General features: G+C 40.1%; 9 protein-coding genes (1 of these 9 cut by a window edge). All 9 read left to right on the top strand.

Annotated elements, in window-relative coordinates:
- Window positions 1-80 precede the first annotated feature (80 nt).
- Complete coding sequence (murQ, locus tag ABNT61_RS00645; RefSeq protein ID WP_348744431.1) at window positions 81-896, top strand: N-acetylmuramic acid 6-phosphate etherase; 816 nt, start codon at window positions 81-83, stop codon at window positions 894-896.
- A 232-nt stretch (window positions 897-1,128) separates the two neighbouring features.
- Window positions 1,129-2,178: a D-alanine--D-alanine ligase gene (locus tag ABNT61_RS00640; RefSeq protein WP_348744430.1), complete on the top strand. Its 1,050-nt coding sequence runs from the start codon at window positions 1,129-1,131 to the stop codon at window positions 2,176-2,178.
- A 126-nt stretch (window positions 2,179-2,304) separates the two neighbouring features.
- Entirely contained in the window at window positions 2,305-8,832 is a 6,528-nt protein-coding gene (locus tag ABNT61_RS00635) for a hypothetical protein (protein WP_348744429.1), read from the top strand.
- 11 nt (window positions 8,833-8,843) lie between these two features.
- On the top strand, window positions 8,844-9,560 hold the full coding sequence (locus ABNT61_RS00630; RefSeq protein ID WP_348744428.1) for a hypothetical protein: 717 nt from the start codon (window positions 8,844-8,846) through the stop codon (window positions 9,558-9,560).
- A gap of 54 nt (window positions 9,561-9,614) precedes the next feature.
- The gene (locus ABNT61_RS00625) at window positions 9,615-11,150 is read left to right on the top strand and encodes a PA14 domain-containing protein (RefSeq protein WP_348744427.1); all 1,536 of its coding nucleotides are present in this window, start codon (window positions 9,615-9,617) and stop codon (window positions 11,148-11,150) included.
- Between the two features lie 14 nt (window positions 11,151-11,164).
- Window positions 11,165-11,569 carry a hypothetical protein gene (locus tag ABNT61_RS00620; RefSeq protein ID WP_348744426.1) on the top strand — a complete coding sequence of 135 codons (405 nt, stop codon included), beginning with the start codon at window positions 11,165-11,167 and terminating at the stop codon, window positions 11,567-11,569.
- Window positions 11,570-11,580: 11 nt separating this feature from the next.
- A complete protein-coding gene (locus ABNT61_RS00615; RefSeq protein ID WP_348744425.1) occupies window positions 11,581-13,491 on the top strand; it encodes a hypothetical protein in 1,911 nt (636 codons plus the stop codon).
- Between the two features lie 18 nt (window positions 13,492-13,509).
- Entirely contained in the window at window positions 13,510-14,238 is a 729-nt protein-coding gene (locus ABNT61_RS00610; protein WP_348744424.1) for a hypothetical protein, read from the top strand.
- Window positions 14,239-14,464: 226 nt separating this feature from the next.
- Window positions 14,465-15,557, top strand: the 5' portion of a protein-coding gene (locus ABNT61_RS00605; protein ID WP_348744423.1) for a gliding motility-associated C-terminal domain-containing protein. It continues 86 nt past the right edge of the window; the window shows 1,093 of its 1,179 coding nt (coding positions 1-1,093); its start codon is at window positions 14,465-14,467; the stop codon falls past the right edge of the window.

Raw genomic sequence — 15,557 nt, 5'->3', positions numbered from 1 at the left:
ATTTAATTGAATTCATTAATAAGACACCTTAAATCTCATTTTGTCACTGGGTTACTAATAATTAATTGTAAATTTGGGTTATGGATTTTATAAAAACCACAGAACAAGATTCGAATTACAATAATCTTGAACAAATGTCTACTTCGGAATTATTGAATAACATAAATAACGAAGATAAGACAGTTCCTTTAGCAATTGAGAAAGCAATTCCTCAAATTGAGAAATTGGTGAATGTTACCGTTGAAAAACTGAAACAAGGTGGAAGACTTTTCTATATGGGTGCTGGTACAAGTGGTAGACTCGGTATTGTTGATGCTTCTGAATGTCCCCCTACCTTTGGAGTTTCTCATGAATTAGTAATTGGTTTAATTGCAGGAGGTGATTCTGCAATTCGTAAAGCAGTTGAATTTGCAGAAGATTCTGAAGAACAAGGATGGAAAGATTTACAGGATTATAATATTTCAGAAAATGACGTAGTAATTGGTATTGCTGCATCAGGAACAACTCCATATGTCATTCATGCTTTGCAAAAATGTAATGAAAATAATATCTCAACGGGTTGTATAACATGTAATGAAAATAGTCCTTTACAATTAACAGCTAAATTACCCATAACTGTTGTTGTAGGTCCTGAATTTGTAACTGGAAGTTCACGAATGAAGGCAGGTACCGCTCAAAAATTAGTCCTAAACATGATATCAACATCTACTATGATTAAATTGGGAAAAGTCAAGGGGAATAAAATGGTTGATATGCAACTTTCTAATAATAAATTAGTAGATCGTGGAGAGAAAATGTTAGTTTCTGAACTAAACATAGACAAAGAAACTGCAAAAGAATTATTAAAGAAGTATGGTAATGTTAGAACGGTAATTAAAGAATTTAATAATGTCTGAAAAATCTTACGACAAACCGGTTAAAAAATTTCTAATCTTGTTATTTTTATTAACTGCTTCTCCTTTAATGTTAAGCCTGGCATTCAGATCATTAAAAACATTTAAGGATATGCCTAAAGTTTTAATAGCATATGGACTATTAGTCGTTGCTCTTATTCTGATATTATACACAGTTTACTTCGGATTTAAGGCGTTTCAAACTGTTCTAAACTATTTATTTGACAACTAAATTTTGATTAATAAAACTACATTAGAAAAATATTTAAACTGGGAATATTGGCCAACATCAATGTTTTATGTTCCAAATTTACCCTATGCTTTTTATTTAGCTTTTAGAGCTAAGCATGCTGCATTTTTTAGTGCGGCTAACCCAGCAATTAAAAGTTCAGGCAACGGAACAGAGAGCAAGTATGAAACTATTCAATTGGTTCCAGAAAAATATAGACCTAAGTCAATTCTCGTTCTTCCAAAATCGAACTTTTCTAATGTACTTAAAGAATTAAAAATTGCTAAAATTGAATTTCCTTTAATTGCTAAACCAGATATAGGATTTAGAGGTTTGTTGGTAAAAAAAATTGATTCTGAATATGAACTTGAAGAATATTTAAATAATTATCCGATTAATATAATCATTCAGGAATTTCTAGATTATGAAAACGAATGTGGTGTTTTCTATCATAGAAAGCCTAATGAGGAAAAAGGACGAATTAGCTCAGTAACACTTAAAAACTTCATTTCAGTTACAGGAGATGGAGAATCAACTTTGGAACAATTGATTTTGAATGATAAAAGAGCTAAACTTTACATTGACCTATTTAAGGCTATTCATAAAAACAAATTAAATGACATCCCTAAGATCAACGAAATGATAAAACTCACAGTAATTGGCAATCATTCAAAAGGCACCCAGTTTATAAATGGTAATCATTTAATATCAAAAAAATTAACAGAGACATTCGACCAACTAAGTCATTCGATAGAGGGTTGGTATTATGGTAGAGTCGATATTAAATATAATAACTTTAACGAGTTAGAAACTGGATTAGATTATAAGGTTTTAGAAATTAACGGAATCATTGCGGAGCCTACTCATATCTATGATTCAGAAAATTATACTTATTTTAATGCATTAAAAGAAATTAGACAACATTGGCAGTCATTATTTCAAATCTCGGTAGCAAATCATAACTTCAAAAAAGTACCCTATAAAAGCGCAAGAAAATTTATAAATGAAATGTTTGAATTACGTAATTACATTTCATCGATTAAAAAGCTACAATGAAAGAAAAAAAAAGACAATTAATCTAAACTACTAATATTAAATCGAATTTTTGTGACTATTTTTTCGCCCGTGTGTCACAACTATAAAACGTTTTTATTACATTTAATCAGCGAAATTTCCCCGATTATGAGAAAAATAATTACCCTATTCATAATTTTTATTGGACTTATCGGTTACTCCCAGGTAAAAGTGGGTGATAATCCTAATACAATAGACATTAACTCTATACTTGAATTAGAGAGTTCTGATAAAGTTTTTATTTTAACAAGAGTAACCAGCGTTCAAATGAACGCAATAACTCCATTGGAGGGTGCGCTTGTTTACAACACTGATATAAAATGTATCTATCAATACGATGGTACAAATTGGGTCAGTCTATGTGATACTTCACCTGCAAGAGAGCTTTCTTTCGATCCTGTTACAAATATTTTAACCATAACTGATGGTAATAATGTGGATCTTTCCCCTTTAATTAACGATGCTGATGCTGATCCAACAAACGAAGTAAACCTTTCCTTTAGGGTAAATGGAGGAAATTTAGAAATAACAGATAGTAATGGAACTTTATCTGTCCCTCTTACAGATATAGCTGCTCAAGGTGCAACTGGACCAACGGGATCTGCTGGTGCAACCGGACCGCAAGGTATACAAGGACCTACCGGTGCAGACGGAACTGATGGTGTAACGGGACCGCAAGGTATTCAAGGACCAACTGGTGCAGACGGAACGGATGGTGTAACTGGACCACAAGGTATTCAAGGACCAACTGGTGCAGACGGAACTGATGGTGTTACGGGACCGCAAGGACCACAAGGTATACAAGGACCAACTGGTGCAGACGGAACTGATGGTGTGACTGGACCACAAGGTATTCAAGGGCCAACCGGTGCAGACGGAACTGATGGTGTTACGGGACCGCAAGGACCGCAAGGTATTCAAGGACCAACTGGTGCAGACGGAACTGATGGTGTGACTGGACCACAAGGTATTCAAGGACCAACTGGTGCAGATGGAACGGATGGTGTAACTGGACCGCAAGGTATTCAAGGACCAACTGGTGCAGACGGAACTGACGGTGTAACTGGACCGCAAGGTATTCAAGGACCAACTGGTGCAGATGGTACAGACGGTGTTACGGGACCACAAGGTATTCAAGGACCAACTGGTGCAGATGGTACAGACGGTGTTACGGGACCTCAAGGTATTCAAGGACCAACTGGTGCAGACGGAACTGATGGTGTGACTGGACCACAAGGTATTCAAGGGCCAACCGGTGCAGACGGAACTGATGGTGTAACTGGACCGCAAGGACCACAAGGTATACAAGGACCAACTGGTGCAGACGGAACTGATGGTGTAACTGGACCGCAAGGTATTCAAGGACCAACTGGTGCAGATGGAACGGATGGTGTAACTGGACCTCAAGGTATTCAAGGACCAACTGGTGCAGATGGAACGGATGGTGTAACTGGACCGCAAGGTATTCAAGGACCAACTGGTGCAGATGGAACTGATGGTGTGACTGGACCACAAGGTATTCAAGGGCCAACCGGTACAGACGGAACTGATGGTGTTACGGGACCACAAGGTATTCAAGGACCAACTGGTGCAGACGGAACTGATGGTGTTACGGGACCGCAAGGTATTCAAGGACCAACTGGTGCAGACGGAACGGATGGTGTTACGGGACCGCAAGGTATTCAAGGACCAACTGGTGCAGACGGAACTGATGGTGTTACGGGACCGCAAGGTATTCAAGGACCAACTGGTGCAGATGGAACGGATGGTGTTACGGGACCGCAAGGTATTCAAGGACCAACTGGTGCAGACGGAACTGATGGTGTAACGGGACCGCAAGGACCTCAAGGTATTCAAGGACCAACGGGTGCAGATGGAACGGATGGTGTTACGGGACCGCAAGGTATTCAAGGACCAACTGGTGCAGACGGAACTGACGGTGTAACTGGACCACAAGGTATTCAAGGACCAACTGGTGCAGACGGAACTGATGGTGTGACTGGACCACAAGGTATTCAAGGACCAACTGGTGCAGACGGAACTGATGGTGTGACTGGACCACAAGGTATTCAAGGACCAACTGGTGCAGACGGAACTGATGGTGTTACGGGACCGCAAGGTATTCAAGGACCAACTGGTGCAGACGGAACTGATGGTGTTACGGGACCGCAAGGTATTCAAGGACCAACTGGTGCAGATGGAACTGATGGTGTTACGGGACCGCAAGGACCCCAAGGTATACAAGGACCAACTGGTGCAGACGGAACTGATGGTGTAACGGGACCGCAAGGACCTCAAGGTATACAAGGACCAACTGGTGCAGACGGAACTGACGGTGTAACTGGACCACAAGGTATTCAAGGACCAACTGGTGCAGACGGAACTGATGGTGTTACGGGACCGCAAGGACCACAAGGTATACAAGGACCAACTGGTGCAGACGGAACTGATGGTGTTACGGGACCGCAAGGTATTCAAGGACCAACTGGTGCAGATGGAACTGATGGTGTAACGGGACCGCAAGGACCCCAAGGTATACAAGGACCAACTGGTGCAGACGGAACTGATGGTGTTACGGGACCGCAAGGACCTCAAGGTATTCAAGGACCAACGGGTGCAGATGGAACGGATGGTGTTACGGGACCGCAAGGTATTCAAGGACCAACTGGTGCAGACGGAACTGACGGTGTAACTGGACCACAAGGTATTCAAGGACCAACTGGTGCAGACGGAACTGATGGTGTGACTGGACCACAAGGTATTCAAGGACCAACTGGTGCAGACGGAACTGATGGTGTTACGGGACCGCAAGGTATTCAAGGACCAACTGGTGCAGACGGAACTGATGGTGTTACGGGACCGCAAGGTATTCAAGGACCAACTGGTGCAGATGGAACTGATGGTGTTACGGGACCGCAAGGTATTCAAGGACCAACTGGTGCAGACGGAACTGATGGTGTAACGGGACCGCAAGGACCTCAAGGTATACAAGGACCAACTGGTGCAGACGGAACTGACGGTGTAACTGGACCACAAGGACCTCAAGGTATTCAAGGACCAACGGGTGCAGATGGAACGGATGGTGTTACGGGACCGCAAGGTATTCAAGGACCAACTGGTGCAGACGGAACTGACGGTGTAACTGGACCACAAGGTATTCAAGGACCAACTGGTGCAGACGGAACTGATGGTGTGACTGGACCACAAGGTATTCAAGGACCAACTGGTGCAGACGGAACTGATGGTGTAACGGGACCGCAAGGTATTCAAGGACCAACTGGTGCAGACGGAACTGATGGTGTTACGGGACCGCAAGGTATTCAAGGACCAACTGGTGCAGATGGAACTGATGGTGTTACGGGACCGCAAGGTATTCAAGGACCAACTGGTGCAGACGGAACTGATGGTGTAACGGGACCGCAAGGACCTCAAGGTATACAAGGACCAACTGGTGCAGACGGAACTGACGGTGTAACTGGACCACAAGGTATTCAAGGACCAACTGGTGCAGACGGAACTGATGGTGTGACTGGACCACAAGGTATTCAAGGACCAACTGGTGCAGACGGAACTGATGGTGTAACGGGACCGCAAGGACCTCAAGGTATTCAAGGACCAACGGGTGCAGATGGAACGGATGGTGTTACGGGACCGCAAGGTATTCAAGGACCAACTGGTGCAGATGGAACTGATGGTGTAACGGGACCGCAAGGACCCCAAGGTATACAAGGACCAACTGGTGCAGACGGAACTGATGGTGTTACGGGACCGCAAGGACCTCAAGGTATTCAAGGACCAACGGGTGCAGATGGAACGGATGGTGTTACGGGACCGCAAGGTATTCAAGGACCAACTGGTGCAGACGGAACTGACGGTGTAACTGGACCACAAGGTATTCAAGGACCAACTGGTGCAGACGGAACTGATGGTGTGACTGGACCACAAGGTATTCAAGGACCAACTGGTGCAGACGGAACTGATGGTGTGACTGGACCACAAGGTATTCAAGGACCAACTGGTGCAGACGGAACTGATGGTGTTACGGGACCGCAAGGTATTCAAGGACCAACTGGTGCAGACGGAACTGATGGTGTTACGGGACCGCAAGGTATTCAAGGACCAACTGGTGCAGATGGAACTGATGGTGTGACTGGACCGCAAGGACCCCAAGGTATACAAGGACCAACTGGTGCAGACGGAACTGATGGTGTAACGGGACCGCAAGGACCCCAAGGTATACAAGGACCAACTGGTGCAGATGGAACTGATGGTGTGACTGGACCGCAAGGACCCCAAGGTATACAAGGACCAACTGGTGCAGACGGAACTGATGGTGTTACGGGACCGCAAGGACCTCAAGGTATTCAAGGACCAACGGGTGCAGATGGAACGGATGGTGTTACGGGACCGCAAGGTATTCAAGGACCAACTGGTGCAGACGGAACTGACGGTGTAACTGGACCACAAGGACCTCAAGGTATTCAAGGACCAACTGGTGCAGACGGAACTGATGGTGTGACTGGACCACAAGGTATTCAAGGACCAACTGGTGCAGACGGAACTGATGGTGTGACTGGACCACAAGGTATTCAAGGACCAACTGGTGCAGACGGAACTGATGGTGTTACGGGACCGCAAGGTATTCAAGGACCAACTGGTGCAGACGGAACTGATGGTGTTACGGGACCGCAAGGTATTCAAGGACCAACTGGTGCAGATGGAACTGATGGTGTGACTGGACCGCAAGGTATTCAAGGACCAACTGGTGCAGACGGAACTGATGGTGTAACGGGACCGCAAGGACCTCAAGGTATACAAGGACCAACTGGTGCAGACGGAACTGACGGTGTAACTGGACCACAAGGTATTCAAGGACCAACTGGTGCAGACGGAACTGATGGTGTTACGGGACCGCAAGGACCTCAAGGTATTCAAGGACCAACGGGTGCAGATGGAACGGATGGTGTTACGGGACCGCAAGGTATTCAAGGACCAACTGGTGCAGACGGAACTGACGGTGTAACTGGACCACAAGGTATTCAAGGACCAACTGGTGCAGACGGAACTGATGGTGTGACTGGACCACAAGGTATTCAAGGACCAACTGGTGCAGACGGAACTGATGGTGTTACGGGACCGCAAGGACCTCAAGGTATTCAAGGACCAACGGGTGCAGATGGAACGGATGGTGTTACGGGACCGCAAGGTATTCAAGGACCAACTGGTGCAGACGGAACTGACGGTGTAACTGGACCACAAGGTATTCAAGGACCAACTGGTGCAGACGGAACTGATGGTGTGACTGGACCACAAGGTATTCAAGGACCAACTGGTGCAGACGGAACTGATGGTGTAACGGGACCGCAAGGTATTCAAGGACCAACTGGTGCAGACGGAACGGATGGTGTTACGGGACCGCAAGGACCACAAGGTATACAAGGACCAACTGGTGCAGACGGAACGGATGGTGTGACTGGACCACAAGGTATTCAAGGGCCAACCGGTGCAGACGGAACTGATGGTGTAACTGGACCGCAAGGTATTCAAGGACCAACTGGTGCAGATGGTACAGACGGTGTTACGGGACCACAAGGTATTCAAGGACCAACTGGTGCAGACGGAACTGATGGTGTGACTGGACCACAAGGTATTCAAGGACCAACTGGTGCAGACGGAACGGATGGTGTTACGGGACCGCAAGGACCTCAAGGTATACAAGGACCAACTGGTGCAGACGGAACTGACGGTGTAACTGGACCGCAAGGTATTCAAGGGCCAACTGGTGCAGACGGAACTGACGGTGTAACTGGACCACAAGGTATTCAAGGACCAACTGGTGCAGACGGAACTGATGGTGTGACTGGACCACAAGGACCTCAAGGACCAACTGGTGCAGACGGAACGGATGGTGTTACGGGACCGCAAGGACCTCAAGGTATACAAGGACCAACTGGTGCAGACGGAACTGATGGTGTGACTGGACCACAAGGACCTCAAGGTATACAAGGACCAACTGGTGCAGACGGAACTGACGGTGTAACGGGACCGCAAGGTATTCAAGGGCCAACTGGTGCAGATGGTACAGACGGTGTTACGGGACCACAAGGTATTCAAGGACCAACTGGTGCAGATGGTACAGACGGTGTTACGGGACCACAAGGTATTCAAGGACCAACTGGTGCAGACGGAACTGATGGTGTAACGGGACCGCAAGGACCTCAAGGTATACAAGGACCAACTGGTGCAGACGGAACTGACGGTGTAACTGGACCACAAGGACCAGCAGGGGCAAATGGTATTAATGGAGCAACTGGACCTACAGGACCAGCAGGTGCAGATGGTGATACTTTTATAAAAGCATTTGCTAAAGTCAATGGTACAACAGGTGCTTTAATTACATCTCAAGGAGTTACTTCTGTAGTTAGAAATAGTACAGGTAATTACACGGTAACAATCCCAGATAGAGGAAATGCAAATTATATTGTACATGTTACAGCATTTAGTGGTACAGGATTGATGGTGACTGGTCAAGTAACGGCACAAACAAATACTACTTTTACAGTTCAACTATATGGAAGTAATGTATTCCTGTATTTAGTAGATAGAAATTGGTTCTTTACAGTGGAAGATTTATAATACACAATAATATGATTGGAAAAAAAATAATTTTTATACTCTGTATATTATTCTGTAATGTTTTATTATCACAGGTATTTCCTGGAACACCGGTTTCAGGATACCCAAGTGGTACTACTGCCCAAATAAATGCTATAGCAAATCCAGTTGAAGCTACAATTGCTTATAGCACAAACGAACAAATATTTTACTATTATAACGGAAGTAATTGGGTACCTTTTAATACTTCTTCCAATACAATTGGAGATGTGAAATATGGTGCTCAAACAGGAGATCATTCTGGATGGTATATTCTAAATGGGCGAAGCATCACTTCTCTTCCAGCCAATGCGCAAACAGCTGCAAATAGTCTTGGGTTTACTGGAACACTACCTAATGCAACTAACAGAGTTTTAAAACATCCTAATACAGGACAAAATATTGGTGATACTGGTGGACAAGTTAATACTACACTAACTCAAGCTAATTTACCTAACGTTAATTTTACAGGTAACACTAATAATGCAGGTAACCACAGACATACTATTCCCAGACGAACTCGAACTTTTAGAGTTTTTAATAATGTGGATTCCAATGTTACTTTTTTCGCTAATAATGGGACTACTAATACTAGTACGGCAGGAAATCATAATCATACAGTATCTGTGAATAGTGGTGGATCAAATCAATCGTTCGAAAGATACCAACCATACCTTGTAGTAAATACATTTATTTATCTTGGTCTTTAAAATATCGTAGTTAATACAACTATGAATTAAATTCAACCTATAAACAACATCAATATGAGAAGTTTTATATTATTAGTTATTTTCATTTTACCTATATATATTTCTGCTCAAGTATTTCCTGGGACACCTGTTAGTGGACTCCCAAGTGGAACCACCGCGCAAATAAACGCACTATCTCCTCCGGAAGGAACAATGGCTTACAGTACGGATCAGAAAATCATATATTATTATGATGGTACGAACTGGGTCTCAACTAGTGGTAATAATTGGTTACTCAATGGAAATGCATCAACTACTAACACAAACTTTCTTGGTACTATTGATGATGTAAGAATGCAAATTAGATCGAACAACACACCTATATTAGAGTTTGGAAGACGACAAACTTTAGGTTTGGTGCAAGGATTTCCTGATTATACAGATAATGATCAACCACTTTTACATTTAAATGGAAACGGAAGTATAGCAGCTTTACAATTCGCCGCATCTGGAGCTTCGTTTTATAAACCAATGTTCTTCACTACCACTAATGGTAGTTTTAGGTTAAAAGGAAGTTCTGGTGTTACTGATTTATTTGAAATTGGTTCTGGTGGTCCTTCAAATGATGGTAGATTAGAGTTTATAATTGGAGATGACGGAGCTGAACCAATCATCTTTAAAAGATATGATTATAGAAGAGGACAGTTTCATAAAGAATTATTTCGAGTTCAAGGAAGCAATAATACTGCAGACGCTAAAACTAGATTTGGTATAAACTTAAATACTGGTGAAGTACCAGTAGATGCTGATTACGATGATCCTCAATCTGGATTTAATATTGCTAATTCAACTTTTCAAGTAGAAGGATCTGTTTCTAAGTCTATTCTTTCAACAAATAGTAATCTTACTTTAACAGAAGATCATCATACAATTCTCGTAACAGCAAATGCAACCATTACATTACCTGCTGCAAATACATGTTCCGGTAGGATTTATGTTATTAAGAATATTTCCGGTGGTAATATTACTGTTTCTAGTTATCAAGATCAGAATAATTCATCTAGTACTTCAATAGGACAGTTTAATATTTGGATTCAAAGTGATGGTACAAATTGGCAACAAATTAATAGTACCACATCTTCTACTACCACAACTAATAATGGTTTGCAATATTATACATGGGATATTAGTAATACTTCACAACCAAATATAGACAACCCTCGTACATTAGGAGTTTCTTCAACACAGGGAATTGTGAGTGCAAATCTTAATGACTCATCTAGAAGTTCAATTGCTCCAGATACCGATGGATACATTTTAAAGTACACTGGAACTCTAAATGTTCAAAACAGTGGTAATTTTACTATAAACGGTAGATCCGATGATGGTACAAGAGTTTATATTGACGGAGTTTTAGTTTTAGAAAACTGGTTTGATCAAGGTGCTACAACTCGATCTGGAACTGTTAATTTAGGAGCTGGTAAACATAAAATTGAATTTTGGTATTATGAAAACGGAGGTGGTGATTTCATGGAATTTACTTGGGGAGCAAATCCTGATGGATATACCGTTGGAAGTACAATAAACGCTAATCAATTTACAATAGAATAAACTCACCTTTACTCATGAAATTCCAAATATTCTTTATCGTTGTTTTCATTTCCTTTTCTGTTACAAGTCAAGTATTACCAGGAGAACCCGTTGGTGGTTATCCCAAAGGCACAACTGCACAAATAACTGCACTTACTACAGTTGAAAGTATCATAGCATATAGTACCGATGAAAAAATATTTTATTATTATGATGGAACAAATTGGGTAAAACTTTTTAGCGATAACACCAAAGTTGTAGTTGATAATGAACTATTCTTTGAAAACACAAATTACTATTACATCTCTGTTAGAATTAATACAACAAGTTGGATGGTCTCTCGTTTTTCAAAATCAGATCTTAATGACGAAACTTTCTCAATGGGAACTGGAACTCAGCCTACAGATTTAACAACAATCACTGGTCTAACCTTTTCTTAATAATTAATATGATGAAACGATTACTTTTTCTCTTTAGTTCAATCATATTAATGTCTAATGCTTATGGCCAAATTACCTTTAACGCCTCTGCCCCATCAACAGGAAGTCCAGGTGGTAATCGAGCTACAATCTTTATAACGGGTCCAACTACTGGAGATCAACTAAGAACTTTTATACAAGCTAATCCTGCCGCAGGTAGCGTTGTTAATAGAGATATAACTTTTTCAGCCGAATTAAAAATACAAGGAGGTGGAACTTTAACCGATAATAATGCTGTTTATCACTTCCCTGGAATTTTTAGATATGCTCCGCAATCAGGAGTTACTGTTACCTTTACAGATGTAACCATTCACTATACTGGTAATGCGAAAGGACATTCTTATAACTTTGCTTACACCGCAAATTTTACACGTGTCTTTTATCTTTTAGGTGTCACCAGTGGTCGTAGTGATTTTTTCAATAATGGAAACTATACTTTCAATTTTGAAGATGTTACCTTTTCGGGTTATGGGGGTTCGGATTTTTTACACTTTCAAACAAATACAACATTAGAAAATATTACAATTAATGCGAACAGTGCTTTAAACTTTGAACCAGGAGCAAGATCTGCGGGAGATACCGAAATAATTAGAAACTTAAAACTTAGAGGTGTAACTCAAATTGTAGGTGGTTCTGGTGCTAATGGAGATTTTAAAGCCTTCGATATGGACTGGTCTGCGACTAACTGGAGGTTCAGTCAAAGAAGTGTGGATTTTTTCTTGGTTAATCCGATCAAACCGGCAGGCTGGACTGGTTACACAGGTTCTGCGAGTAGAGTTAAAGAATATTATACTCATGATGTTTTAGTAACTGATGAAAACTTATCTCCTCTAAATAACCTCAATGTATTATTATATAACAATGATTCAAATTCTTTTGATTATAACTTAAATACTGATGCTAATGGTGAAATACCAACACAAGAAATTCTTAAAATTGATAATTCTGTTAGTCTAAATTTTGATCGAGGTACTTCTACCCTAGTCGTTGCTGATTATTTAAAAAATTACTATTCTTTAACTAGAGATTTTACACAACCAATAACCGATAATGTTCTTATAACAGATGATGAATTTATTTCTGAAACTAATACCACAACGGTTGCTGGATATTCTGGAATTACTATAAATCATGCGGCAAAAACGTTAACAATTTCGACTAATAGAACTTTATGTGAAGTCTATGATTTTTTGAAACTCAATAAAATTAATAACCTTACACAACCAGATATTAGTACCTTCTTTGCAACTCCAAGTGAAAACATAATCGATATAAATGATTATCAATTGATATTATCAGGAAGTGCAGTTCTTTCTCCTTGTGATAAATTTGTTAAAGTTGAATCGGACGTGACATCTTCAATTGCTGATATAAATAATTTAGATGTTGGTTTAGAAGATGCTACACAATTTTTAAAGTTCATTTCTATATCTAATATTATAAGTGCTAACCTATCAATTACAGATTTGAATACAAATACCGATTTTTTAACTGAAACTAACTTTACAGGAACAAGTAATAGTGTAACTACATTTGCTAGTAATCAAGTTAGATTAGAAGTTACAAGAGATGGGTATACAACTTGGGCAACAATTCAAGATTTTTCCGGTCCACAAGGGATATATCAATTTGTTGCTTATCAAGCTCCAATAGAAGATCCTTCTACTTCTATCAACCAAGAAGAGATTATTTTCCTAGCAAAGAAGATTCTTCAAAAAAATGTGGGTATTTTAAAAACCTTAAATGGTACTAATCCTACTTTAAATATTACAAATATGACCCAAAATTCGACTATAGAAGCTACAGAAGAACGACAAATAGAGATTTTAAATCTATTAAAACGTATTTTAACCAAAACTACTGCTATTAAAAAAGGAATTTAATTAAAAGAAAATCACAAAATGAAATATTTAATTTTACTGTTTTTATTCATTAGCGTATCAATAAATGCTCAAGTATTCCCAGGAACTCCTGTCTCTGGATTTCCTAGCGGTACTACAGCTCAAATTACTGCTGTTACTGGTCCTGTTGAGGCAACTATTGCTTACAGTACAGATGAAAAAATATTTTATTATTACGATGGAACAAATTGGGTTGCATTAAGAACTGCTCCAAGTGTTTATGTAGGTTCATTTATTATTAACGCTCCTGGTGGAAGCTCTGCTACTTCTTTTGATCAAGTTATTTCAGGATTACCTTTTCAACCAAGCCAAGTTACTTTTGTCGCTCATGCAAATGTTGAAGGATTTGGAGTTAATTCAGCGGGTTCTGGAGGTTTAAACACGGCAACGTTACAAAACGCCTTTGGTACAGCTCAAGGATACGCAAGAAATGACGGTGCAACAATTGAACAGGGTACGATTTATGTAGGAGGAAGTGGTAGTTCTATTAACTCTATTTCCAGATATTCTTCAAATGCACAATGCTTTGGATTAAGATATAACGATCAAAATGCAAATAATTTAGGTATTCTATCAGGAGTATTAAATTCATTTGACTTCAATACTGGAACTCAAACTGGTGGTTTTACCATAAGAGTTTCCTACGCCTTGGGTACAACAGGAAATGCAGGAAGAAATGATGATATATTAAATGAAAGCCTTGTTGTTTTTTACACTGCATATAGATAACCTCCTTTAACCTTTTTTTTTCTTACACAATGTGACTTTCTAAAACATTATGTGTCTTATTATTAAACTTAGATTAACGGTTTATCAGTTCTGTTATTATTAACAAAATACAACTAATCCGATAAATATTGTTATTCATCGAATTAATAGTTTGATAATCTAGAATTAATCTTAGCTTTGTTACAGCAACAGTGAAGTTGTAAGTTTCAAACATAATAAGTACAAAATGATCCATATCCCTAAAATATTGGTGCGTTTCTCAGCATACCTAATAGTTATCCTTGTATCTTCTTCAACAAGTGCTCAGACAGCTTTTAAGAATTTTGGTTCAGTTCAGTTACATGACAACGCTCAAGTTGGATTTCATACTGATTTAATTAACGACGGTCAATTCGAAGATAACCAAGGTTTCACAGGATTTTACAGTGATAATGACGTTAGAGTAGTATCTGGATTAAATAGACCTGTCTTTAATAATGTAGAAATCGATGTTGTTAATGACTTACAATTAAACACTTCTTTAGGAATTACAAATGAACTTCAATTTATAAATGGTAAAGTTATCACTCCAAGAAACGATGTAGCTGTCTCTTTAGATTTTATTAGACATGACTTTTTTGTTGGAGAAGATGATGATCGACACACTGATGGTTATGCTTCAGTTTTAAGCACGAATGAATTTACTTTCCCAATTGGTGATGATGATAGATTAAGACCTATGATTACTCCTACTCAAAACAGTGAGACTTATTTTAATGGAGCATATTTCTTTCAAAACCCTAATACTCCTTCTACATTCTCAAATCCTTTTACAACAACGGAAAAAGAGGTAATACTTAAAAATATTAGTAGTTACGAGTTCTGGGACTTAGATGGTTCTGCTGAGACGACAGTTACTCTTACATGGGATTCTTTTAGTGATGTTGAAACTATCTCACCTCTATTACAATTTTTAAGAGTTGTAGGATGGAGTAAAGCTGAAAACAAATGGATTAATTTAGGAGGTGTTGATATTCAAGGTGATTTAACAGAAGGAAGAATTACTTCTTTAACATTTACCCCAGATAATTATGAAGTAATCACTATTGGTTCAGTATTCTCTGATGTTGAATTAGATGGTAGCGATAATTATTTAATCTCTCCAAATGACGATGGTTCAAACGATACTTTAGTTTTTGAAGGACTAGAATTATTTGAAAAGAACGAACTTATCGTATTCAACAGATGGGGTAATATAGTTTACAAAAAGGACAACTATGATAATAATTGGGCCGCTCTTTCAAATGGTAGAGCTACAATAAAAGCTGAAAATAAATTAC

Origin of the sequence: Tenacibaculum sp. 190524A05c, from assembly GCF_964036595.1 — a bacterium.
Lineage (GTDB): Bacteria > Bacteroidota > Bacteroidia > Flavobacteriales > Flavobacteriaceae > Polaribacter > Polaribacter platacis.
This window is presented reverse-complemented; position numbering and strand designations above follow the sequence as displayed.